This window comes from Amycolatopsis sp. NPDC023774 (assembly GCF_040639695.1).
In the GTDB taxonomy this organism is placed as follows: Bacteria; Actinomycetota; Actinomycetes; order Mycobacteriales; family Pseudonocardiaceae; genus Amycolatopsis.
The window spans coordinates 1,103,701-1,125,018 of the sequence record NZ_JBFAAJ010000001.1 but is presented as its reverse complement, the minus strand read 5'-3'; the positions used below and the strand labels follow the sequence as shown (position 1 = coordinate 1,125,018).

23 protein-coding genes and 4 pseudogenes are annotated in these 21,318 nt (G+C 70.5%); 11 read left to right on the top strand and 16 right to left on the bottom strand.

Annotation, left to right across the window (positions count from 1 at the left end):
- The 5 genes from AB0F91_RS05720 to AB0F91_RS05700 all read right to left on the bottom strand — a co-directional run.
- On the bottom strand, positions 1–181 hold a 181-nt coding region (locus tag AB0F91_RS05720; protein ID WP_360595031.1), incomplete at its 3' end, for a hypothetical protein.
- A gap of 176 nt (positions 182–357) precedes the next feature.
- Positions 358–1,182, bottom strand: a complete 825-nt coding sequence (locus AB0F91_RS05715) for an isocitrate lyase/phosphoenolpyruvate mutase family protein (RefSeq protein ID WP_360595029.1) — start codon at positions 1,180–1,182, stop codon at positions 358–360.
- A gap of 139 nt (positions 1,183–1,321) precedes the next feature.
- A complete protein-coding gene (locus AB0F91_RS05710; RefSeq protein ID WP_360595028.1) occupies positions 1,322–2,338 on the bottom strand; it encodes an alcohol dehydrogenase catalytic domain-containing protein in 1,017 nt (338 codons plus the stop codon).
- A 66-nt stretch (positions 2,339–2,404) separates the two neighbouring features.
- Positions 2,405–3,031 carry a peptide deformylase gene (locus AB0F91_RS05705; RefSeq protein ID WP_360595027.1) on the bottom strand — a complete coding sequence of 209 codons (627 nt, stop codon included), beginning with the start codon at positions 3,029–3,031 and terminating at the stop codon, positions 2,405–2,407.
- A 15-nt stretch (positions 3,032–3,046) separates the two neighbouring features.
- On the bottom strand, positions 3,047–3,613 hold the full coding sequence (locus AB0F91_RS05700) for a TetR family transcriptional regulator C-terminal domain-containing protein (RefSeq protein WP_360595025.1): 567 nt from the start codon (positions 3,611–3,613) through the stop codon (positions 3,047–3,049).
- Positions 3,614–3,718: 105 nt separating this feature from the next.
- Between AB0F91_RS05700 and AB0F91_RS05695 the strand changes: the two genes are divergently transcribed.
- Positions 3,719–4,927 (top strand): cysteine desulfurase-like protein, encoded by a 1,209-nt coding sequence (locus AB0F91_RS05695; protein WP_360595023.1) that lies wholly within the window; start codon positions 3,719–3,721, stop codon positions 4,925–4,927.
- Here the strand turns inward: AB0F91_RS05695 and AB0F91_RS05690 are convergent.
- The 3 genes and pseudogenes from AB0F91_RS05690 to AB0F91_RS05680 all read right to left on the bottom strand — a co-directional run bounded on the left by AB0F91_RS05690 (position 4,905) and on the right by AB0F91_RS05680 (position 5,815).
- A complete protein-coding gene (locus tag AB0F91_RS05690) occupies positions 4,905–5,189 on the bottom strand; it encodes a hypothetical protein (protein WP_360595021.1) in 285 nt (94 codons plus the stop codon). The two genes, AB0F91_RS05695 and AB0F91_RS05690, sit on opposite strands and share 23 nt — an antisense overlap.
- A pseudogene (locus tag AB0F91_RS05685) lies at positions 5,081–5,608 on the bottom strand (aldo/keto reductase); the annotation flags it as partial. The gene AB0F91_RS05690 and the pseudogene AB0F91_RS05685, both read right to left, overlap by 109 nt.
- A gap of 18 nt (positions 5,609–5,626) precedes the next feature.
- Positions 5,627–5,815 (bottom strand): hypothetical protein, encoded by a 189-nt coding sequence (locus AB0F91_RS05680; protein ID WP_360595019.1) that lies wholly within the window; start codon positions 5,813–5,815, stop codon positions 5,627–5,629.
- 104 nt (positions 5,816–5,919) lie between these two features.
- Here AB0F91_RS05680 and AB0F91_RS05675 point away from each other — a divergent pair.
- From AB0F91_RS05675 to AB0F91_RS05665, 3 genes and pseudogenes are all read left to right on the top strand, one after another.
- A pseudogene (locus AB0F91_RS05675) lies at positions 5,920–6,456 on the top strand (helix-turn-helix transcriptional regulator); the annotation flags it as partial.
- Positions 6,372–6,599: pseudogene (locus AB0F91_RS05670) on the top strand (hypothetical protein); the annotation flags it as partial. The pseudogenes AB0F91_RS05675 and AB0F91_RS05670, both read left to right, overlap by 85 nt.
- Before the next feature lie 43 nt (positions 6,600–6,642).
- Positions 6,643–7,380: an enoyl-CoA hydratase-related protein gene (locus tag AB0F91_RS05665; protein ID WP_360595018.1), complete on the top strand. Its 738-nt coding sequence runs from the start codon at positions 6,643–6,645 to the stop codon at positions 7,378–7,380.
- On the opposite strand, the gene AB0F91_RS05660 is transcribed toward AB0F91_RS05665, so the two are convergent.
- Both AB0F91_RS05660 and AB0F91_RS05655 read right to left on the bottom strand, forming a co-directional pair.
- Positions 7,377–7,889 (bottom strand): TetR/AcrR family transcriptional regulator, encoded by a 513-nt coding sequence (locus AB0F91_RS05660; RefSeq protein WP_360595017.1) that lies wholly within the window; start codon positions 7,887–7,889, stop codon positions 7,377–7,379. The two genes, AB0F91_RS05665 and AB0F91_RS05660, sit on opposite strands and share 4 nt — an antisense overlap.
- On the bottom strand, positions 7,831–8,472 hold the full coding sequence (locus AB0F91_RS05655; protein WP_360595015.1) for a GNAT family N-acetyltransferase: 642 nt from the start codon (positions 8,470–8,472) through the stop codon (positions 7,831–7,833). The genes AB0F91_RS05660 and AB0F91_RS05655 overlap by 59 nt, the downstream gene beginning before the upstream one ends.
- 329 nt (positions 8,473–8,801) lie before the next feature.
- On the opposite strand from AB0F91_RS05655, the gene AB0F91_RS05650 reads away from it, so the two are divergent.
- From AB0F91_RS05650 to AB0F91_RS05635, 4 genes are all read left to right on the top strand, one after another.
- A complete protein-coding gene (locus tag AB0F91_RS05650; protein ID WP_360595013.1) occupies positions 8,802–9,224 on the top strand; it encodes a hypothetical protein in 423 nt (140 codons plus the stop codon).
- A 247-nt stretch (positions 9,225–9,471) separates the two neighbouring features.
- The gene (locus AB0F91_RS05645) at positions 9,472–10,041 is read left to right on the top strand and encodes a hypothetical protein (RefSeq protein WP_360595012.1); all 570 of its coding nucleotides are present in this window, start codon (positions 9,472–9,474) and stop codon (positions 10,039–10,041) included.
- 227 nt (positions 10,042–10,268) lie between these two features.
- Positions 10,269–10,715, top strand: a complete 447-nt coding sequence (locus AB0F91_RS05640) for a helix-turn-helix transcriptional regulator (protein WP_360595010.1) — start codon at positions 10,269–10,271, stop codon at positions 10,713–10,715.
- A gap of 2 nt (positions 10,716–10,717) precedes the next feature.
- The gene (locus tag AB0F91_RS05635) at positions 10,718–11,248 is read left to right on the top strand and encodes a toxin (protein WP_360595008.1); all 531 of its coding nucleotides are present in this window, start codon (positions 10,718–10,720) and stop codon (positions 11,246–11,248) included.
- Between the two features lie 515 nt (positions 11,249–11,763).
- Here the strand turns inward: AB0F91_RS05635 and AB0F91_RS05630 are convergent.
- Together AB0F91_RS05630 and AB0F91_RS05625 are read right to left on the bottom strand one after the other, a co-directional pair.
- Positions 11,764–15,090: an aminotransferase class I/II-fold pyridoxal phosphate-dependent enzyme gene (locus tag AB0F91_RS05630; RefSeq protein ID WP_360595006.1), complete on the bottom strand. Its 3,327-nt coding sequence runs from the start codon at positions 15,088–15,090 to the stop codon at positions 11,764–11,766.
- A gap of 177 nt (positions 15,091–15,267) precedes the next feature.
- Complete coding sequence (locus AB0F91_RS05625) at positions 15,268–16,209, bottom strand: NAD-dependent epimerase/dehydratase family protein (RefSeq protein WP_360595004.1); 942 nt, start codon at positions 16,207–16,209, stop codon at positions 15,268–15,270.
- Between the two features lie 362 nt (positions 16,210–16,571).
- Between AB0F91_RS05625 and AB0F91_RS05620 the strand changes: the two genes are divergently transcribed.
- The 3 genes from AB0F91_RS05620 to AB0F91_RS05610 are packed head-to-tail and all read left to right on the top strand — an operon-like array spanning position 16,572 to position 18,611.
- Positions 16,572–17,162: a TetR/AcrR family transcriptional regulator gene (locus AB0F91_RS05620; RefSeq protein WP_360595002.1), complete on the top strand. Its 591-nt coding sequence runs from the start codon at positions 16,572–16,574 to the stop codon at positions 17,160–17,162.
- Positions 17,163–17,218: 56 nt separating this feature from the next.
- Positions 17,219–17,446, top strand: a complete 228-nt coding sequence (locus AB0F91_RS05615; RefSeq protein ID WP_360595190.1) for a hypothetical protein — start codon at positions 17,219–17,221, stop codon at positions 17,444–17,446.
- Between the two features lie 31 nt (positions 17,447–17,477).
- Positions 17,478–18,611 carry an MAB_1171c family putative transporter gene (locus AB0F91_RS05610; RefSeq protein WP_360595000.1) on the top strand — a complete coding sequence of 378 codons (1,134 nt, stop codon included), beginning with the start codon at positions 17,478–17,480 and terminating at the stop codon, positions 18,609–18,611.
- Between the two features lie 27 nt (positions 18,612–18,638).
- Here AB0F91_RS05610 and AB0F91_RS05605 read toward each other — a convergent pair whose 3' ends face one another.
- The 4 genes and pseudogenes from AB0F91_RS05605 to AB0F91_RS05590 all read right to left on the bottom strand — a co-directional run bounded on the left by AB0F91_RS05605 (position 18,639) and on the right by AB0F91_RS05590 (position 21,278).
- Positions 18,639–19,286: a DUF998 domain-containing protein gene (locus AB0F91_RS05605; RefSeq protein ID WP_360594998.1), complete on the bottom strand. Its 648-nt coding sequence runs from the start codon at positions 19,284–19,286 to the stop codon at positions 18,639–18,641.
- Positions 19,287–19,338: 52 nt separating this feature from the next.
- Positions 19,339–19,668 carry a thioredoxin gene (gene trxA / locus AB0F91_RS05600; protein WP_360594996.1) on the bottom strand — a complete coding sequence of 110 codons (330 nt, stop codon included), beginning with the start codon at positions 19,666–19,668 and terminating at the stop codon, positions 19,339–19,341.
- Positions 19,665–20,047 (bottom strand): annotated as a pseudogene (locus tag AB0F91_RS05595) (MerR family transcriptional regulator). The gene trxA and the pseudogene AB0F91_RS05595 overlap by 4 nt, the downstream one beginning before the upstream one ends.
- A 43-nt stretch (positions 20,048–20,090) precedes the next feature.
- Complete coding sequence (locus AB0F91_RS05590) at positions 20,091–21,278, bottom strand: FAD-dependent monooxygenase (RefSeq protein ID WP_360594994.1); 1,188 nt, start codon at positions 21,276–21,278, stop codon at positions 20,091–20,093.
- Between the last annotated feature and the right edge of the window lie 40 nt (positions 21,279–21,318).

The window sequence follows — 21,318 nt, the reverse complement described above, 5'->3', positions numbered from 1 at the left end:
GCGGGTCCACGTCGTCGGCGCGGTCCACCCCAGAACCCTCCCGGTCCGAACCCGCGCCGTCCACGCGGTCCAGGGCCACCCGGTCCACGCGACCCGGGTCCACGTCGTCGGCGCGGTCCACCCCAGAACCCTCCCGGTCCGAACCCGCGCCGTCCACGCGGTCCAGGGCCACCCGGTCCACGCGACCCGAACCCACGTCGTCCCCCCGGTCCAGTCCCCGGGACCAACGCGATTCGAACCCGCTCGGTCGGCATGGGTCCTTGGTGATCCATCCGGTTCGGGATCGCCCCCACCGCCCCGACACGGGGGCGACAGAACGCCAGTTACACCGCAGTCACCTCCGCACCGCCGAAGGCCTCACTTGAACAAGCCGTTCAGAGCGCCGAAATCCATCCCGGAGCCCAGTTCGTCGTAGGTGCCCGCGCCGAGCATTTCCTGGGCCGCGCGGAGGGCCACGGCGTAGGCGCCCTGGGCCAGCGATGTGCCGACGGTGACGCGGCGGACGCCGGCGGATGCGAAGTCCGCCACCGGCGGAGCGCCGGCCCCGGCCATGACGGCGACCGGGAGAGGTGACGCGGCCGTCAGTTCTCGAAGCACCGCCAGGTCCACCAAGCCCGGCACGAAGATGCTGTCCACGCCGGCCTCGGCGTACGCGTGGGCGCGCGCGAGGACGTCGTCGAAGCGGCGCTCCGGCTCGCCGACGCCGAAGAGGTACACGTCCGTCCGGGCGTTGATCCACAGCTCCGGCAAGCCGGCCGACGCAGCAGCCGCACGGCCTGCCGCCAGACGTGCCGCCTGGGCCTCCGGAGAAAACAGCGAAAGCGTGCCCGCCTGGGAGTCCTCCAGGTTGACGCCGACCGCGCCGGCGCCGATGACCTCCCCGACGGTCGCGGCGACGTCCGCGGGGTCCGGGCCGTAGCCGCCTTCGATGTCGGCGGTCACCGGCACCGAGACGGCCCGGGCGATCTGCCGCACCGCGCCGGTCATCTCGGACCGCGTCAAACCCTGACCGTCACCGCGGCCGAGCGCCCAGGAGACCCCGCCGCTCGTGGTGGCGATGGCCTGCGCGCCGGCGTGCTCGATGACGGCCGCGCTGCCGGCGTCCCACGCGTTCGGCAGCACCACCATCGGCTGAGTGTGCAGCTCTCTGAACGCTTTTGCCTTGTCCTGCAACGATTCCATGCGGTCCTCCCAGTCGAATACCAACCGAGGAGGACGCTAGCAGCGGGCACCGACAAAACTCGGCTCAACCGAGATCCGGCTCAGACGGAGCCGGGTGAGCTGCCGCCGGCGGCCGGGGACATCGACGAGCAGCGCCGCCTCAGGCCGCCAGGTCGAGGACGACGCGGAAGCGCGCCTGGCCGGACAGCATGCGCTCATACGCCTTCGGGGCGTCGGTCCACGGGACGATCTCGTTCATCGGCCGCACGCCGCGAGCCGCGGCGAACGCGAGGCCGTCCTCGTTCTCGATGGCCGAACCGGTGAGGCTGCCGGCCACTGTGCGCGTGCCGAAGATCAGGTCCGTGGTGCCGATCGTCAGCGGGTCGGGCGCCGCGCCGAGGACCACCAGCCGCCCGCGTGGCGCGAGTCCCGCGACCAGCGGCGACATGGACGCGCCACTCGAGGCCGTCGCGACGATCGCCGCCGCGCCGCCCAGCTTCTGCAGCTGCGCGCCGGGGTCGCCGGCGGTGCTGTCGACGTACTCGTCCGTGCCGAGGCGCGTGGCCAGCTCGGCCTTGTCCGTGCCGCGCGCGATCGCGGCGACGCGGTAGCCCAGCGCCTTCGCGTACTGCACGCCGAGGTGGCCTAGCCCGCCGATCCCCTGCACCGCGACCAGCGACCCGGGACGTGCGTCGAGCTTGCTCAACGCGCTGTACGTGGTGATCCCCGCGCACAGCAACGGCGCCGCATCCGAAGCGGACAGTCCACTGGGGATGCGGACGAGGCCGGTGGCGCGAGCGTAGGTGTATTCGGCGTAACCGCCGTCGACGTGCGTGCCGGTCCACGGCTGGTCGGTGCAGTTGACGAAGTCGCCGCGGCGGCAGTACTCGCACTCGCCGTCCTGCCCGCCCAGGTAACCGATGCCGACGCGCTCACCGACGTGCCACGCCCGCACCCCCTCGCCGACGGCGTCGATCACCCCGACGATCTCGTGGCCGGGCACCCGCGGCACGTCAGGGTCGGCCCGCATCCCCTCGACCGCCAGCACGTCGGAGTGGCAGACGCCGCAGTACTCCACTTTGACCCGGACCTGCCCGTACGACGGCACGACGAGCTCCCGCTCGCTGAGCGCGAACTGGCGGGTGCCGGTGACTTCCAGAGCTCGGTAAGTTGTCATAATTTGAATATGACCGGTCGTCTTAACTCTGTCAAGGGACGACCTCGAATCGCGGACCCGGGCTTTTCAGGGCAGGTCGAAGCCCAGCTCCTTGGCGGCGTCGGCCGGCGTCGGCTGCGCCCACCGCTGCGCCACGGACTGGTGCGTCGACAGCGAACGCAGCTCCGCGCGGTCGAGGTAGAGCACGCCGCCGAGGTGGTCGGTCTCGTGCTGGACGATGCGCGCCGGCCAGCCCGCGAACTCCTCGTCGACGGCCGCGCCCGTCTCGTCCTGCGCCTCGAGCCGGACCCGCAACGGCCGTGCGACCACGGCCTGCCAGCCGGTCACGCTCAGGCAGCCCTCGAAGAACGCGACCCGCACGGAGCCGAGCGCCGTGTACCGCGGGTTCACCAGCACGCGGAACGGCAACGGCCCGATCCCGCGCGCGGCCAGCACCTCGGGCGGCGTGTTCGGCCGCTCGTAGTCCTCGACCACCGCGAGCTGCACCGGAAGCCCGATCTGCGGCGCCGCCAGCCCGACGCCGGGCGCCGCGTGCATCGTCTCCTTCATGCCCTCGATCAGCCCGGCGAGCGCGGCTTCGGTCAGCTCGCCTTCGTAGGGCGACGCGGCCGCGCGCAGCACCGGGTCACCGGCCTGGACGATGGGCCACGGGAGTGGCTGGGCGAGCAGTTCGTCCACGAGGTCGGCGAGCACGCTGGGAGCACCTTCCTACAGCAGGGAGCCGAACACCACGTCGAAGAAGTCGTCCAGCGGGGCGACGCTCTTGGCCACCTTGGTACGGATGATCGCACCCTCCCACGCATCGAGCACGAACCGCCCGAGCAGCTCCGGGTCCTTGTCGCCCTTGACCTCGCCGGCGGCCTGCGCCTGGCGGATGGAGTCGGTGATGCTGTCCGACCAGTGCGTGAGGCTCGCCCCGACCTGCTTGCGGATCACGGGACTGTGGTCGGCGCGCTCGGAACCCATGTTGCCGATGAGGCAGCCGCGAGTGAACTCGTTGTCCACCAGCACGTCGCGCATCACGGTGAACCGCGCGCGCAGCGTGTCGAGCGGACCGAGGTCGCCGTGCTCGTCGCGCCAGCCCGAGCTCTCGGCGTAGCGCGCGACGACCTCGGCCCCGAGGTCTTCCTTGCTCTTGAAGTGGTTGTAGAACGACCCCTTGGGCACGCCGGCCGCCCGGGTGATGGTGTCGACGGAACACGCGGCGAAGCCGTAGCGGTGGAACTCGGTGACCGCGGTGTCGACGATCACCTCACGAACACTGGGACGTGGCATCTGCCAATTATATGACCGGTCGTCTCGACTGTCGACCAGCCTGAGCCGACCAGGGCCGCAGCCGAGATCCACAGCCGCTCTCGCACCCGCCTGATCGCTTCCGGCATGCTGGGTTCCGTGGCCTACGACGTGAACGCGATCCGCAAGCACTTCCCTGCCCTTGCCGAAGGGGCTGCCCACTTCGACGGGCCCGGGGGCTCGCAGGTGCCGGACGTGGTGGGGGAAGCCGTGGCGGCCGTCCTCTGCTCCGCGATCGCCAACCGGGGCACGGTGACGCCGGCCGAGCGGCGCGCGGACGGGGTCGTCCGGGAGGCACGGCAGGCAGCGGCGGATCTGCTGGGCGCGCAGGCCGAGGGCGTTGTGTTCGGGCGCAGCATGACGCAGGTGACGTACGACTTCTCGCGCGCGCTGGCCAAGACGTGGGAGGCCGGGGACGAGGTCGTGGTCACGCGGCTCGACCACGACGCCAACATCCGGCCGTGGGTGCAGGCGGCGGCCACGCGCGGGGTCACCGTACGGTGGGCCGACTTCGATCCAGCGACGGGCGAGCTGCCGGTCGGGGCGGTGACGTCGTTGCTGACCGACAGGACGCGGCTCGTGGCCGTGACGGCGGCGTCCAACCTGCTCGGCACACGGCCGGACGTCGCGGCGATCACGGCGAAGGTGCGCGAGGCCGGGGCCCTCAGCTACGTCGACGGGGTGCACCTCACGCCGCACGCCACTGTGGACATCGCCGAACTCGGAGCCGACTTCTACGCCTGCTCGGCGTACAAGTTTCTCGGCCCGCACCTCGGCCTGCTCGCGGCCGCGCCCGAGCTGCTGGAGACGCTGCGGCCGGACAAGCTCGTGCCGTCCAGCGACGCCGTGCCGGAGCGCTTCGAGCTGGGCACACTCCCCTACGAGCTGCTCGCGGGCACCACGGCGGCCATCGACTTCCTCGCGGGCCTGGTACCCGCCGAGGGCACGCGGCGCGAGCGGCTCGCCACCTCGCTGGCCGCGCTCGAAGTGCACGAGCGGGAGATGCTGCAGCGCCTCGACGACGGGCTCGCCGCGCTGCCCCAGGTCGTTCGCCACGGCTCCCCCGGCCGCGAACGCACGCCGACCGTCCTGTTCTCCGTGACGGGCCACGAACCCAAGGCCGTGTACGAGCACCTGGCGAGCCACAACGTCAACGCGCCGGCCGCGAGCTTCTACGCCATCGAGTGCTCTCGCCACCTCGGCCTGGGCGACACGGGCGCCGTCCGCGCAGGCATTGCGCCCTACACGACGGCGGCCGAGGTCGACCGGCTCGTCAGCGCGGTAGCGCAGCTGTGACGGCCGCGCCGCGCACGTAGACCGCGCGGCTGTCGAGGACGACCGCCGCGCCGGTGAACGGGTTGCCGCCCACCGCGAGGACGCCGGCGTCGAAGCCCGGCGCCAGGCGGCCCTTGCGGTGGCCCGGCCCGCACACGCCTTCAGCCACGGACGTCACCGCCCGGAATTTGTCCACTGTGGACACTCCGGGCCGGAACGTGCCACCGGGGTCGAGCCGGCCCGCATCGCCGCGCAGGTACTTCCGCGTGGGCCGCCCTTCCACGAGCGGGGCCCCACCCCAGCACCGGTAAGTCGAACCGCGCGCCATCCGCAGCAGCTCGTACTGCGGTGTGCGCGTAGCGGACCTTGCCCGCGCGCAGGTGGTCGTCGAGCGCGCACACCACCTCGGCCACAAAGGGTGTCTCGCACGTCGACCCAGCGCAGGTCGACCCGGTCGGTCCGCAGGCGGCACAGGCTCGTTTCCAGGGAGTCGACGAGGTTCTTGCGGTGGCCACCGGCCGCGTTCAGGTCTCCCGCGTGGGTCTGCGCCGCGTACTGCGTGGTGAGCACGAACCGGTCGCCGCGGCCTTCCAGCAGCTCGCCGAGGTTGCGTTCCGACGAGCCCTGCGTGCAGGTGCTCGCGGTGTCGAGGAAGTCACCGCCGGCCTCGGCGTAGAGGTCGAGCGGCCGCGCGCTCGTCTCGCGCGGCGCGCGCCAGCCTCAGTCCTCGCCGAAGGTCATCGTGCGCAGCGCGAGCCCGGAAACCCGCGCGCCCGTTTTGCCCAGCAGTGTGTCGCGCATGCGTCCACGGTGCGGCGGCCGCGAACCCCGGCGCCACGGCGCGTTCGTCCGGAGGACCGCCGGTACCACGCCGGCCGGCTCCCGGCACACGCCGACAATGGCGGACATGACCGAGCTCGCCGGCTTCCTGCGCGCCGGCCGCTCGCGCGTGCACTAGTGCGACGTCGGGTGCGCCGCCGACGCCAGCCGCGGCGGGTGCCGCGCGGCGCGAGGAGGTGGCGCAGCCGGCGAACGTGAGCGTCGACTACCTCGTGCGCCTGGAACAAGGCCGCACCACCGACGTCTCGCGCGCGGTGCTCGAGTCGCTCGCCGACGCGCTGCGGCCGGCGCCCGACGCGCGCAAGTACCTCCTGACCATCGCCGGGCCGGCCATCCGGCCCCGCCCGGCAGGGAAGGCCGGGAGCAGGCACGGCGCCTGCTCGCGTCGCTCGACCTGCCGGCGCTCGTGGTCGGGCGCGCGCTCGACCTGCTGGCCTGGAACCCGGTCGCTTGATCGCCGAGTTCGGCGTGCCGGAGCCGGAGCGGCGCACCATGGTGCGGATGGTGTTCCTGGACCTGGACTAGCGGGCGGTGGTCGCCGGTTGGCCGGAGGTGGCGCGCGAGCGCGTCGCCTACCTGCGCCGCGACGCCGGTCACTACCCGGACGACCCGCGGCCGGCCGCGGGTCGTCGAGGAGGTCTCGGCGGCCGACCAGGACTGCCGCACGTGGTGGGCCGACCGCCGCGTGCGGATGGCGGGAATCCGGCTAAAGACGTGCCGGCACCCGCGCGTCGGGCCGGTGACGGTGTACCCGCAGCGCCCGGGGGTGGATACCGACCCCAGGCAGTTCGTGGTGGTGTACTCGGCCGAGCCCGGGTACGGCGTCGGAAGCCGCGCTGCGCAGCCTCGCTGAGACGGCGTTGACCGGCTGAGTCCCGTTGTGGAACTCTCGGAGCATGAGCATCGACGTCGTGGTCGGCGACACCGTCACCACCGTGACGATCAACCGCCCGGACAAGCGCAACGCACTGACCACGGCCCTGTACACGGCCCTGGCCGAAGCGCTGGAGACAGCGGCCACGCCGATCGTCGTCCTCACCGGCGCCGGCGGCACGTTCACCGCGGGCAACGACCTCGGCGACTTCCTCGCGCACGACGACTCCGCCGCCGGCGACGACACACCCGTGCGGCGGTTCCAGGAGGCGCTGCTCGCCACGCGCGCGGTGGTGGTCGCGGCCGTCGACGGCCCGGCCGTCGGCATCGGCGCGACCCTGCTGCTGCACTGCGACCTCGTGTACGCGACCGAGCGCAGCTACCTGCAGTTCCCGTTCACGTCGCTGGGGCTGGTGCCGGAGTACGGCAGCAGCTTCGTGCTGCCGCACCTGGTCGGCCCGCAGCGTGCGGCCGAGCTGCTGCTGTTCGGCGACCGCGTGCCGGCCGCCGAGGCGCACCGGCTGGGGCTCGTGAACGAGGTGCTGGCGGACGCGGCGGCGCTGGAGGCCCGCGTCGCCGAACGCACGGCCGCGTTGGCCGCGCAGCCGGCTTCGTCGCTGGCGCTGACCCGCGAGTTGCTGCGCGACACCGAGAACACGAGTGTGCGCGGGCGGATGGACGTCGAGTCGCAGCACTTCGCGAAGCTGCTGCACGACCCGGCGACCGTCGCCAACCTGCGCGCGAAGCTCCGCCGCCGCTAGGCGAGCTTGCGGCGGCGCTTGTCCACGGCGCCGTCGAGCAGCGGCCGCAGCTCCTCGACGATCGAATCGAGCGGGGCGACGTCCTGCTCGGCGCGCGCGAGCACGATCGCGCCTTCGAGGGAGCTGATCATCAGCACGGCCAGCGAAGCGACGCGCGCGGGAGATACGCCCATCTGCTCCAGCGCCTCGACGAGCGGTTTACGCCATTCGGCGAAAGCGGCGGCCGCGCTCTCCCGCAGCTTTTCGCTCATCGCGGCGGAATCGGCGACCGTGGCGACGATCGGGCAGCCGTTCCCGAATCCCTGGCCCGCGAATTCGGTGCGCCACGGCGCGACCATCGCGGCGAAGAGGTTGCCCGGCGTCGCGTCTTCCAGCGATTCGGCGTTGCGGCGCACGCGACGCGCGGCGTACCGGCCGGCCCACGCCACTGCTTCGGCGACGAGCTGCTCCTTACCCCCGGGGAAGTAGTGCTGCAGCGACCCCCGCGGTGCGTTCGCGTGGGCCACCACGTCCCGCAGGCCCGTACCGCCGACGCCCTGCGTCCGCAGCAGCTGCGCGGCGCTGAACACCATCCGGTCCCGCGCCGGCCTCTCCGACTCCGCCACCGACGACCTCCTTCATGACACCGGTCATGCTAGTCGGCACGACCAGTTCGAACTCCTTGTCGCCCCGCTCGAAAGTCGGGACCGGGTGGAAGCCGTGCGCGCGCAGCAGGCCCTCGGCCGGTGCGTTGCCGACCTGGACGGTGGCGTGCAGCGTCCAGCCCGTCCAGCGGACGTCCTCGGTCAGGCCGCGCACGAGCGCGCTCGCGATGCCGCGACGGCGCCAGGCGTCGGCCACGAGCACCCCGAGCTCGGCCTGCCGGTCGCTTTCCGGCACGAGGTTGACCAAGCCGACCGCGGCATCGCCGACCTTCGCGACGAGGGCCTCGCCGGCGAGCAGGAACGCGCGGTAGCGCACCAGGATCCAGTCCGGCGCCGGGCGCCCGGGCAGCGTGAAGCGCCACGCGAGGCCCTCCGGCGAGCACGCTCGCACGAGGCTCTCCACGGCATCGGCGGTAGCCGGCTCGACGGTCGCTATGACAGCTGTCATGGCTCATGGCTAGCACGGTTCCCCTGATCGACTCACTATGACGACCGTCATAGTGAGTGCTCACGCTGCCGACACGACCGGCCTCGAGCGAGACTCACACCGCCCAGCCGAACGGTGGGGCATGACCGGTTCCGGGTAATGCGATTTCACTTCCCGTGTCCGCCATCACCCGGTGCGCTGAAAAATGCCGGCAATTCATGCGCGGAACACGATCCGTCGGGCCGTGAGCCTTATCGGGTGAAAACCGTTCCCAAAAGCTTCCGGCCGCGCGATTCTTCCCTATCTTCTAATCGAATCTTCTCGAAACAGTGCACGAAGGGGACGCGGTCATGACCCAGTCGATCGAAGCTCCGGCGAAGGAATTCTGCGTCGACTGGGAGATGGAGGGAAACGACGGCGGCCGCGTGAACGTGACGCTGTCGGGTCAGGTGAGCCTGCTCGACGGCAACCGCTTCTACAAAGTCGACGGCGTGCTCTGCATCGCCGAAGGTGCGGAGTACTGCCGCGCGGTCGGCAACCCGCGCCTCTACGTCCGGCGCAACGGAGTGGAAGCGAGCGGCCGGCACTGGGGCTGGGAGGCGATCAGCTCGCGCAAGACCGCCAACCGCCTCTGCACGATGGACGGCTACTTCGTGCGCACCGGTTACTGGGCCCCGTCCGACCGGTCGATCCAGCTGAGCATCGTGGCGGAGCACGGCATCACGCGACGCAAGTCGTACAGCACCACCGCGACCGTCCGGCTCGTGGACTGACACCGGTTTCCGGGCTCCGCATTCAACGCGCGGCGAGCATCGGCCGAGTCGATCGCGACGTGAAGTGACGGCGTTCACCCACAAGTGGGGCGATCACCTTGAGCGTGCTGAGGAACACACTGTTTTCCCAGGAAAATCAAAGAAAACGTTGTGCTGGACACAGCGCGCGCGGGCGCCCAAGAGGACCATGGAGCTCATGCGCAACAAGGCCCGGGCTGGCAGACCACCTCTTCACTTCACCCGTTTCTTGCGACGACTGGGGTTCGCGCGCAATCCGCTCGTGCGCCGCTCCGACCGGATCGAGGGTCTCCTCGCCGGCTTGGCCGCACTGATCGCGATCTTGGCGCTCCCGCTCGTGGTGCTGCTCGGCGAGGCCGACGCCTCCCACGAGACCGCGGCGTCGGACGCGCAGCTGCACGCGCGCCACCAAGTGACCGCGACCGTGCTCGCGCCCGCGCCGAAGCCGGCGTCGATGGGCGACAGCGCCCCGATCGCCCACAGCTCTCGCGTGACGGCCAGCTGGCGGCTGCCGAACGGCTCGCCGCAGACCGGCGTCGTGACAGTGCCCGCGGGCGCCGGCAACCCCGGTTCGCAGGCGCCGATCTGGCTGGACGACAACGGCAAGCAGACCACCGCCCCGCTCACCCACGCCGACGCGGTGACCAACGGCGTGCTCGTGGGCACCTTCACTTGGCTGTGCGCGATCGGCCTGCTGGCCGGCGCGTTCTGGATCGCCCGGCGCGTACTCGACCACCGGCGCGCGGCGCGCTGGGCCGACGAATGGGCGCAGCTCGCCGGCCCGGAGGCAGTTCGCTGAATCCGGCTGCCTCCGGGCCCGGCCGGCGGACCGGCGGAGCGACACCCCCAGCGCCGCCCCGCGGCAGTGCAACGCCTACCGCTAAGACTGTGAGCAGCGCGAGTTAACTAACAGCTAACTCGCGCTGCTCACAGTCTTGTGCAGGGGAGCCCTGATTGTCAACTGTCAGCTAATCTGGGATAGTCGACCTAGCTGAGAGCAATCGGTCGCTGACCGGAGGGGCGGACATGTCCAGTGACTCGAGTGATGACCCTCGGCCGACGTTGGCCTCCAGGCTCGACGATCTGTTCCGCACGGTGCGTCCGCAGGGCAAGCACTGGACGAACGCCGAGGTTGCCGCCGAGCTGAAGCGCGAATCACCTGAGCTGAAAGTCGGCTCGGTGTACCTGTCGCAGCTGCGGTCGGGCAAGCGCACCAACCCGTCGCAGGAGCTGCTGGCGGCGCTGGCGAAGTTCTTCGGGGTGTCCGTCGCGTACTTCTTCGACGAGAAGGTGGCAGGCGACGTGCTGGGCGAGCTGGCCGCCATCGAGGCGATGCGGCAGGCCGGCGTGCGCGCCGTCGCGATGCGCGCGGCGGGTATGCGTGAGGAGAACCTGCAGGCGATCACCACGATCATGGACCAGTATCGCCAGATGCAGGGCCTGCCGCCGGTCAGCGACGAGGCGGCGGGCTGAGCATGGCGCAGGAGCGTCGCGACCAGCTCAAGCAGATGCGCGAAGAGGGCGCGCCACGGATCGCCGAGCTGGACCTGCCGGAGGGTTGCGACCTCCCGACGCTGTGCGAACGGCTGGGCACCATCCGCGAACGGCCGATCACCCTCGTGCCGATGCCCATGCCGGCCTCCCACCCGTGCGGTATGTGGGTCGCGGCGCAACAAGAAGACCTCATCTTCTTCGACGCCAACACCACCGGCGCACACCAGGAGCACATCATCTTGCACGAGCTCGGTCACATCATCTGCTGCCACCGCGGCTCGGGCCTGCTCGACGACGAGAGCGCCCGGTCCCTGTTCCCCAACCTCGACCCGGACCTCGTCCGCGACATGCTGATGCGCGCCACCTACGACGACGCGCAGGAGCAGGAGGCAGAGATCATCGCCTACCTGCTGTCCGAGCGGTTGGGCGTCGTGCCGGCTGCTGCTCCGGCCGCGAAGCTCCCGGCGGCGGAGGAGAAGCCGATCGACCGGATCGAGCGAATGCTGTTGTAAGCGCTCACGTCTCCCGCTGGCGGGCTCCCCGGCCGCGCTCCTGTCGCCTGGGACCGTCTCGATTCCGGAGCGTCGCCATGAGCCGCGAGACCAGCGATGAGGCCTACGTGCTCGACCTGTGCGACGAGGTCCTGGGCGAGCCTGGTCATCGCCAAGCCCGCTTCGACTGGCTGCTCGGTGATCCCGGACGAGACGGCCGCGCGCGCAAGCTGCCGGTCGACAGCTACCGTCCGGGGCTCGGCTTGGTGGTGGCGTACCGGGAACTCCAGCACGATCAGCCGGTCAGGCACTTCGACAAACCAGACCAGCGCACTGTCAGCGGCGTCCACCGCGGCCGGCAGCGCGCCCGGTACGATCGGCGCCGAGACGAGCGGATCCCTGCCCACGGACTGCGCTTGGTGGTCATCAAGCCCGGCGAGCTTTTCGCGAACCGGCGCGGCCGCCTGCTCCGCGACCGCGAATCGGACTTTCCTCCTGTGCTGCGGGCAAACTCCCCCGCTGACCGTTTTCGGAGCTTACTTCTCCCGCAGGCGGGCGAGTTCCGCGGCCACCGTTGTCGTCGTGTACTCCAGTTGTGCGGGGTCGTGGTCGCTGGTGAGGAAGAAGCGCAGGCGGGTTTGGGATTCGTCGACGGCCGGGTGGAGGAGCGGGTCGACGATGATGCCGCGGTCGTAGAGGGCGCCGGCCAGGCGCAGCGTCGTGGTGGAGTCGCCGATGACGCAGGGGACGATGGGGGTCGCGGAGGCTGAGCCGGTGGGCAGGCCCGCCGCCTGAGCCAGTCGCAGGAACAAGCCCGAGTTTTCGCGGAGCCGCGCGAGCCGCGATGGTTCCGTGCGCAGGACGCGCAGGGCGGCCAGCGAAGCGGCGGCGCTGGCGGGCGTGAGGCCCACGCTGTAGACGAAGCCCGGCAGCGAGTAGCGCAGCCACTGGACAGTGCGCGACGAGCCGGCCAGGTAGCCGCCGCAGCCGGCGAGGGATTTGGAGAGGGTGCCCATCCAAAGGTCGACATCGGACCGCTCGACATCGAAGTGTTCGCCGACGCCGGCGCCCGTGGTGCCGACCGTGCCCATGCTGTGGGCCTCGTCGACCATCAGCAGGGCGCCGTAGCGCTTCTTCACCTCGATCAGGCCCGGCAGGTCGGCGAGGTCGCCGTCCATGCTGTACGCGCCCTCGACCACGATGAGCACCCGGCGGAACCGCGCCTGCGTGCGGCGCAGGACGTCTTCGAGCTGCGCGACGTCGTTGTGCGGGAACGGGCGGCGCGTCGCGCCGGAGAGGGCGCAGCCCTGCAGGATGCTGTCGTGCGCGAGCGAGTCGTGGACGATGAGATCGCCGGGACCGACGAGGTGGCCGATGGCGCTCACGTTGGTGGCGTGGCCGCTCACCAGCGCGAGGCAGTCAGCCGTGCCGAGGAACGTCGCCAGCTCCGTCTCCAGCTGACGCGTGAGGTTGCGCTCGCCCGCGAGCAGGCGGCTGCCCGACACCGAGGTGCCATAGCGTTCCACCGCGTCGTGCACCGCGGCGGTCACGGTGGGGTGGCCGGACAGACCCAGGTAGTTGTAGCTGGAGAACGACAGGTACTGCCGGCCGCCGACGGTCGTCGTGCTGGTCACCACACCCTGGTGCTTGCGGAAGTACGGGTTCGGCACGCCGAGGTCCGAGAACTCCCGCAGACGCCCGTCGATCGCCGCGGCCTCGGGGAAGTCGTCGATCGACGCCGTGGCCGGGTCGAACGCGACGGTCTCCGAAGTCAGTGGCGCGGGCACCGGCACAGCGGGCGTGATGATCCCCGCCACCCTACCGACTGTGACACCGCGCTCTTGCTCGATCTCGAAGCGCTGCCCGGGGAAGCGCTTACGAAGGTTGGCTTCCAGCTCCGTCAGCATGAGGGAATCGAACCCGAGGTCGTCGATCAACGCATGCCCGGCGCACAGATCACCGACTGGGAACGCGCTCGTGCGCGCGACCTCCTCCAGCACCACGGACAGCACGTCCCGCGACGACGGAATAACCTGTGGCTCAACGGGTTCCGCCACCACCGAAGCGCTGAGAGGCGGCAACGACCGCGCCTTCACCCGCTTCGCCTCGTCGACGACCCAGTGGTTACGCGGGCTGAGCGGGCTCGGCGGCAGTGTGCACGGCGGCGTCCGGCCGATCACGGGCCGCAGCCCGGCGCCGGTCACCGCCCGCGCGGCCAGCTCCAGCAGCGGCAGCTCCGGCGCGGGTACTTCGGCTCCCGGCGCCACGACACCCGCGTACGTCGCCGGCGCCAGCTCCCCCGTCGTCCCGGATTCCAGCGCGACGGATGCCGCCAGCAGCTTCGGCACCGCGTCGGCGGCGTCGGCGGCCACCACGGCGAGCCGTTCGGCGAACAACGTGCGGCGCGCCAAAGTGGACGCCACCACGGCCGGCGGCAACGGCTCGCGTGAGAGCACCTCCGCGACCTCACGTGCGTGCCGGGCCAAGCCCGCGCGGTCGCGCGCGGTCAGCAGCAACAACTGCGGTCCGGCAGGAGAAACCGTCGGCGCCGCGGGGGATTCCTCGATCACCACGTGCGCGTTCGTTCCACCGAAGCCGAACGCGCTCACCCCCGCGCGACGTGGGCCGTCGGCCGTCCACGGTGTCACCTCGCCGGCCACCCGCAGCCCGGCCTCGTCGAGCGCCAGGTGCCCGGCGGGCTCGAAGTCCGGCTGCGGCAGAATCTGTCCCTTGTGGACCGACAGCACCGACTTGATCAGCCCGGCGATACCGGCGGTCCCGAGCGAGTGCCCCACCACGGACTTCGCGGCACCGAGGTACGCGGGAGTGGTCGCGCCGCGACGCAGCTCGGCCAGCGCGTTGATCTCCACGTCGTCGCCCACCGACGTCGCCGTGCCGTGCGCTTCCAGGTACCCGATGGAGCCGGGCTCCACATCGGCGTCGCGGTACGCGCGGCGCAGCGCCAGCAGCTGGCCCGACTCCTGCGGCATCATGCCGCCCTTGACCGTGCCGTCGTTGGACAGCCCGACGCCGCGGATCACCGCGTAGATCCGGTCGCCGGCGGCCTGCGCGTCGGCCAGCGGACGCAGCACGAGCACGCCGGCGCCTTCACCCAGCACGAACCCGTCGGCCCGGCTGTCGAACGGCCGGCACTCGCCGGTGCGGGAAACCGCTCCGATGCGGCACAAACCCACCAGCAGGTCCGGCGTGAGCACCAGCTGCGCGCCACCGGCCACGGCGATGCGGCAGCGGCCCGCCCGCAGCGCGAACACCGCGTTGGCCACCGCCGTGAGGCCGCCGGAGCAGGCGGCGTCGAGCGCGTAGCTCTCGCCGTGCAGGTCGAACACAGAGCTGATCGAGCTCGGGCCCATGTTGAGCAGCAGCCCGGCCATGGCCGTGGCGTGCAGGCCGCCGACGGCCGAACCCGCCTCGGCCAGCTCGGCTCCCGCCGAGCGGCCGAACTCGCCGCCCGCGAGCTGCCGCAGGCGAATGTGAAGCGTGCTCATCTCGCGGTAGCCGCTCTCGGACAGCGACATGATCACCGACGTGTCTTCGCGCTCGAAGCCGCCGGCCTCCCAGCCGGCGTCCTGCAGCGCTTCGCGGGTGAGGTCGACCAGCAGCCGGTGCTGCGGGTCGAGTGACTTCGCCCGGCGCGGCGGGATGCCGTAGTGCCCGGCGTCGAAGTGGCCTACGTCGTCGAGCTGCGCCATCTTGTCGGAGTACGCGGCCGACGTGTCCCGGAAATCGTCGTTGTAGAACGAGTCCCGGCGCCACCTCGAATCCGGGACGGTCCTGAACTGAGGTTTCGGCTCACTGAGCAGATCCCAGTACTCGTTCACGTTCCGCGCGCCGGGAAACGGCACCCGATACCGACAATAGCGATGTCCGGTCGATTTCCGATTTTGTGCGCAGCAGATCCCCAAGACGCCATGACAGAACTTCCTCGCGCCGATCGCCCACCCAGTAGGTGAGAGATTGCCCCGTGGCGATCGAATTTTCAAGAGCGTCCCGCAATTCGTGCGAAAATCCCCGACCGCGCGTCAACCCACGGTAGCCAACCGATCACGCCACCAGCGCACCGTCGCCTCCGCCTGCTCGCGGAGCGGGGTGGCTTCCTCGCCCGAGAATTCCGTGAAGGCACGGGAATCCACCACGAACGGGCGGTCGAACTGGTAGTGCACCTCCTGCAGTTCTCGCAGCAGGGGCGAAATCACGGCGGCCAGCCGCAGCAACGGCGCCGGAAGCCGTTGTACGCCGACCGGCGGCACATTCGCCGCTTCGCACAGCACGCCGACCATCACGCGCGACGAACGGGCCGGCAGCGTCGGCACGTGCCACGCGCGACCCCACGACTTCTCCTCCGCGGCAACGCGCACCAGCGTGCGCGCGACATCCGGGACGTAGGTCCAGCTGTGGGGCGCGTCCGGGTCGCCCATCACCTGAACCTTGCGTCCCTTGAGCACCGCCGGCACCACGCGCGAGCCCAGGTGCCCGCCGTCGGTCACGCCCGGGCCGAAGAAGTCCGACGCCCGCACCTCGGCGGCGCGAATCCGGCCCTGCTCGTGCAGATCGTGCAGTTGCTTCCACAGCTGCGCGCGCACGCGGCCCTTGGGTCCCGTCGCCTCGAGCGGCAGGTCCTCGGTGATCGGACCTTCGACGGGCCCGTAGCCGTACAGGTTCCCCAGCGCCACGAGCACGGCACCGGTCGCCTCGGCCGCCGCGGCGGTGGCGTCACCCAGCGGTGGCCAGTCGCGCGTCCACCGGTGGTACGGCGGGCTCGCGCACTGGTAAATCGCGTCAGCACCCTCGGCTGCGGCGGTCAGCGCGGCACGGTCGGTGGCGTCGAGCACCACGTGCTCGAGGCCCGGCTCCTCAGGCCGCGGCGACCTGCCGATCACCTTCACCCGCTCGCCCCGGTCAGCGAGCAGCCTCGCCGTCGCCGCCCCCGCCGGCCCGAACCCGATCACCACGTGAAGACTCATGCGCCACACCATAGTCAGCCCGGTGAGCGGGATTGCCTTTTCAGGTATCCGTAACTCCGGGTTCACCGCGAACTTCTTCGGACAGTTGTCCGTAAACCTCTCGGACGCCTCACGACCCCACATCAACATGCCCGGCTGTGCTGATCGTTGCCAATCCGACCGTCACAGCGGGAACGGTTGCCAGCCACGGAAACCGTCCGGTCACGTGCCCGCCTGCTTTGGGCCGGATTGGCGACACCGGCTCGCGATTAATCGGATTCGCGGCGGTCTTCTTACTGACCGGAGCCGATTTTCGGACCCTAGGCGGCCGACGGGCGTTGGTGTAGGGTCGCCGATCATGGACAGTTCCGACAAGGGTGCCTATGTCTTCTGAGGATCTCCCCCGGCTCGTCAAGGCCACGGCTCGCCGCCAGCTCGCCGAGACCGGTGCGACCGGTCTGACGCTGCAGACGGTGGCCGTCGGAAGTGGCGTGACCGAGGCCGAGGTGCAACCGTTTTTCGGAGATCGTGACGATCTCCTGACCGCCTTGATCATCGACGCTTACAACGCCTCCGGCGAGGCCATGGAACAGGCCGATCCCGGCGAGCGGGAAACGGATCCCGGCGCGCGTCTGCTGGCCATCACGCGCGCATTGCGCGAATGGTCGCTCGCGAACCCGGCCGAGTTCGCCTTGCTCTACGGCTCGCCCGTGCCCGGCTATGCCGCGCCGGAGACCACGGTGGGCCCGGCTTCGCGCACACCCGCGGCGCTCGCCACGGTGCTGCGTTCCGCGCTGGCGGCCGGATCCCTCACGCCGCCGAGCCGGCCACTGCCCGGTCCGACGCTGGTGACCGCCGAGGCCGTCGCTCTCTTCGGCGGACAGCCCGAAGCTCCGTACGGCGATCTGCTCGAACGCGGGATCGTGCTGTGGACTCTGGGGACGCGCTCACGACGGCATTCAACCGCTGCTTGATCCGCGAAGTGAGCTCCTGCACCTGGTCGTAGATACGCCGGCGCTCGGCCATCTCCTTGCGGATCTTCTTGTCCGCGTGCATCACGGTCGTGTGGTCGCGGCCACCGAACGGCTGCCCGAGGAGCAACCTGATCGGCCTGCTGGTGTTCCAGGTGTTCAGCCGCATGCACGACAGCGTTGCCGACCAGTCGGCCTTCTTCGACTACGCGGTGGCCGTGGCCGCGGAAGCAGTCGGCTTGGCCGTACCACTCGAAGGCAGCCGGCGCGAGGCCGTGAACGCCTGAATCTCGAGTTCCACAACTGGGGTGGTCTGGTGTGAACGCGCTGAAGATCGTGCTCTTCGCGTCGTCCGCGGTGTCGTCGTACGCCGCGTTCCTCTACAAGCTGGCGTCGATCCGGCGCGGCTGGGGTGACATCGGGTACGTCACGATGATGGTGACGCTGGTGCTGCAGTGCCTCACGTTCACGATGGGAGCGGTGTCGCTCAGCGTCGTCACGTTCTTCGGCGTGCAGAACCTGGCCATCCTCCTCCTGCACCTCTCGGCGGTCGCCTACTGCATCAGCGCGCAGATCCTGCTGATGCAGTGGGCGAACCCGCTCTCGGAGGTGCGGCGCGCGATCCGGGTGTGGATCATCGCCGGCGTCGTGCTGTGCGCGGTGCTCACGGTGCTGTTCTTCATCGGCAACCGCCCCGGCACGCCGGCGTCGGCGTTCGGCACCGGCAGCAGCGATCCGGTCATCCTCGTCTACTTGTTGCTGTTCATCGTCTCGCAGGCCGTGCCGTGCGTGACGATCTACCGCCAGTGCATCCCGTATGCGCGAAGCACCTCGAAACCGTGGCTGCGCCGCGCTTTGCGGATGCTCGCGGCCGGCGCGGTGGTGCTGTTCCTGTACTGCGCCGCGCGCACGGTGAACATCGTGAGCCCCATGTTCGGCCTCTCGGTCAGGCCGTGGGCGATCGCCGCGTCACTGTTCAGCGCGCTCGGCATCGTGATCGTGTCGCTGGGGCTGACCATGCCGTCGTGGGGCGGGCACGTGTCGAACCTCCTTGCATGGGGCCGGAACTACAGCTCCTACCGCGCGCTCTACCCGCTGTGGCACTCGCTCTACGAGTCGTCGCCGGGCATCGCGCTGGAGCCGCCGTCCGGCGCCGACCGCCAGTGGTCCGACCTGCGCTACCGCCTGCACCGCCGCGTGATCGAGATCCGCGACGGCTGGCGGGCGCTGCGGCCGTACATGGACCGCGCCGAGTCCTCCCAGGCCGAAGCGGCGGACCAGGCGCTGGTCGAGGCCACGAAGATCAGGCACGCGCTACGGGCGAAGAACTCCGGCGTCACCCCGGCGCACAGCCAGGACAACGGCAGCTTCGACGACCACGACGCCAAGACGTTCGCCGCGGAAGTCGAGTGGCTGACGCAGGTTTCGACCGCCTACGGCCGACTGGACTGACCCATTCCGTCCAAAGTGGACCGAGTCTCAGGCCTGGACCAGTTCGCCGCGGTCGTGCGGCAGGTCGGCCAGTAGCGCCTCGCCCTTCACGAGCCACGAGACGCCGAACGCGATCACCGCGAGGGATTCCAGCCACACCGTCGGGTGCAGCGAAGCCGTGGCCGCGTCGAAGAAGAGCCCGTCGACGACGATCAGCACCAGCGCCGCCAGCATCACGCCACCGCACACCCGGTAGACGACGTTGCGCACGGCTTTGCGCGAGGTCGGCGACGGATCGGCGGACTTGGTGAACAGGAAGAAGCAGAAGAACGCCAGCGTCAGGAAGAAGATCGCCGCGAACACGAGGTGCGCCACGCCCATCGCGCGCTCGGTGGCCGTCGGCGAAGCCGGGCTGGTCGGGAAGAGTGCCACGCCGATGGCCGCGACCGCCGCGACGTTGCCGGCGATGTCGTCGATCCGCCCGTAACCCCGGTAGGAGACGAGGAAAACGCCGATGGCGCACATCGCGCCAACCAAGACGTCGCGCATGTCGCTGTAGTAGTAGCCGCTCAGCGAACCCAGCAGGCCGCCGCCTTGCAGCAGCTCCTTGCCGAGGATCACCACGAACGGCAGCGCGAGGCCGAGCACGCCGATCGCGCGGCGGAGGAAGAGGAACGAGCGCACGAGGGTGTTCACAGTTGCCTCCCCGATGTGGTCCACCACTATTTTTACCGGGTCGGCCAGGTTTTCACAGCGTGACGCGGGTGGTTCCCCCAACCTTGTCGAGTTCGGCGAGCAGCCGGCCCTTCGAACGGGCGCCGACGATGGTGTGCACCGGTTCGCCGCGGTGGAAGAGGATCAGCGTGGGCAGCGACATGACCTGGTACTTCCGCGCCGTCTCAGGGTTGAGGTCGGTGTCGATCTGATGCACCGTCAGGGAATCCGCCCGCTCGGCCGCGATCTCGGCCAGCACCGGCGCGATCATCCGGCACGGCGGGCACCACTCGGCCCAGAAATCCACGAGCACCGGCTTGTCGTGGTCGAGGACGTCGGCGGCGAAGGTCGCATCGGTGGTCATCGGGTCTCCTCGGCAACACAGGGGTCCCGCCGGGCCGAAGCCTCGGCAAGCTTGTCCATCAACGCGATCCGCACGGCGCCGAGGTCGGCCAGGCATTTCTCGACTTCCTGGAGCTTGCGCCGGTACACCTCGACCGATGCCGGGCAGGCGTCGCCGGACTCGTGGCCGGTGCGCAGGCAGTCGACGAACGGGCGGGTGTCTTCGAGGGTGAACCCGACCGTGCGCAGCGCCTGGATCTCGCTGACCAGCCGGAGGTCGTCCTCGTTGTACTCCCGGTACCCCTTCGCCAACCGCCCGCCGGAAGGAGCCCCTGCGCCTCGTAGAAGCGCAGCGCCCGTGGTGTCGTCCCCGCCCGCCGGGCGAGCTCGCCGATCCGCATGCGTCCGACGGTAGACCTTGACGTGCGCGTCAAAGGCAACCTCTCAGCCCGCGACCTTGCCGGTGTACTCCTGGTACTGCACCGCGTTCGCGGCCCGCATGCTCAGGTAGTCGAACACCTTGCTGAACACGGGGCCGGTCAGCATGCGGTACATCCGGTTGCGGTTGCGCAGCTTCTTCTCGTTCTCCGGCACGAGGAACCCACCCGAGCCGGCACCGTTCTTGTGGCCGATGTGCGCCGGCTTGCGCAGGCGCTGCTCGTACTTCTCGAACGCCGCCACGTGGTCGCCGTTCGCTGCCGCCAGCTCACCGGCGAGGATCTGCGCGCCCATCATCGCCAGCCCCGTGCCGGAGCCGCCGGGGCCGGCGCACCACGCGGCGTCGCCGAGCAGCACCACGCGGCCCTTCGACCACTTGTCCATGCTGATCTGGCCGATGGTGTCGAAGTAGAGGTCCGGAGCGTCGTCGATCGCGCTCAGCAGCCACTTCATCTCCCAGCCCGCGCCGGCGAAGACGTCGGTCACGATCTCCCTCTGCCGCTCGGGGTCCGGCCGGCCGTAACCACGCGGGTCGCCGCGGAAGTACAGGATGACGGTCACCGTGTCGCCGTCGCGGCCGCTGTAGACCATCGCGCCGCGGCCCGGCTCGTTGAAGATCAGGCCGCTGTGGTCGAGCGCGAGGTGGTTGGGCGCGCTGAACGCGGCGACGTGGTAACCGAGGTCCTTGCGGAAGCGCGCCTCCGCGCCGAACGCGGCCGTACGCACCCCAGAGTGCACACCGTCGGCGCCGACTACGAGGTCGAACCGGCGGGGCGCGCCGTGACGGAAGGTCACCTCGATGCCGTCGGCCTTCTCGGTCAGCGACGTGACGCGGTCGCCGAACACGTACTCGGTGTAGTCCCGGGTGCGCTCGTAGAGGATGCGGGCGAGGTCGCCGCGAAGGATCTCGAGCTCGCCGCTGGCGAACGAGCTGGGCACGGTCACGATCGGCTTGCCCGCCGAGTTCAGCAGCAGCTGGTCACCCATCGCGGTCTCGTACTTGCGCAGCTCCTCGGTGAGCCCCATCGCGTCGATCAGCTTCATCTGTTCGCCGCGAAAGTCCACGGCCTGGCCACCGGGGCGCAGCACCGGCGCCGCCTCGACGACGGTCACGGAGTAGCCGTGGTGGTGCAGCCAGTAAGCGGCCGACGGCCCGGCCACGCTGGCACCGGAAACGAGCACGGTCTTGGTCATCGCTGGATCCCTTCTCGGGGTTCGGCTTTCGATGACGCAA

Excerpts from the sequence above, each read along its gene's own strand:
- AB0F91_RS05715 (WP_360595029.1), bottom strand. The coding sequence starts at position 1,182 with ATGGAATCGTTGCAGGACAAGGCAAAAGCGTTCAGAGAGCTGCACACT.
- AB0F91_RS05665 (WP_360595018.1), top strand. The coding sequence starts at position 6,643 with ATGAGCATCGACGTCGTGGTCGGCGACACCGTCACCACCGTGACGATC.
- AB0F91_RS05650 (WP_360595013.1), top strand. The coding sequence starts at position 8,802 with ATGACCCAGTCGATCGAAGCTCCGGCGAAGGAATTCTGCGTCGACTGG.
- AB0F91_RS05655 (WP_360595015.1), bottom strand. The coding sequence starts at position 8,472 with ATGACAGCTGTCATAGCGACCGTCGAGCCGGCTACCGCCGATGCCGTG.
- trxA (WP_360594996.1), bottom strand. The coding sequence starts at position 19,668 with ATGACCACCGATGCGACCTTCGCCGCCGACGTCCTCGACCACGACAAG.
- AB0F91_RS05680 (WP_360595019.1), bottom strand. The coding sequence starts at position 5,815 with ATGTCCGCCATTGTCGGCGTGTGCCGGGAGCCGGCCGGCGTGGTACCG.
- AB0F91_RS05635 (WP_360595008.1), top strand. The coding sequence starts at position 10,718 with ATGGCGCAGGAGCGTCGCGACCAGCTCAAGCAGATGCGCGAAGAGGGC.
- AB0F91_RS05640 (WP_360595010.1), top strand. The coding sequence starts at position 10,269 with ATGTCCAGTGACTCGAGTGATGACCCTCGGCCGACGTTGGCCTCCAGG.
- AB0F91_RS05695 (WP_360595023.1), top strand. The coding sequence starts at position 3,719 with ATGCTGGGTTCCGTGGCCTACGACGTGAACGCGATCCGCAAGCACTTC.
- AB0F91_RS05620 (WP_360595002.1), top strand. The coding sequence starts at position 16,572 with ATGTCTTCTGAGGATCTCCCCCGGCTCGTCAAGGCCACGGCTCGCCGC.
- AB0F91_RS05625 (WP_360595004.1), bottom strand. The coding sequence starts at position 16,209 with ATGAGTCTTCACGTGGTGATCGGGTTCGGGCCGGCGGGGGCGGCGACG.
- AB0F91_RS05590 (WP_360594994.1), bottom strand. The coding sequence starts at position 21,278 with ATGACCAAGACCGTGCTCGTTTCCGGTGCCAGCGTGGCCGGGCCGTCG.
- AB0F91_RS05700 (WP_360595025.1), bottom strand. The coding sequence starts at position 3,613 with ATGCCACGTCCCAGTGTTCGTGAGGTGATCGTCGACACCGCGGTCACC.
- AB0F91_RS05710 (WP_360595028.1), bottom strand. The coding sequence starts at position 2,338 with ATGACAACTTACCGAGCTCTGGAAGTCACCGGCACCCGCCAGTTCGCG.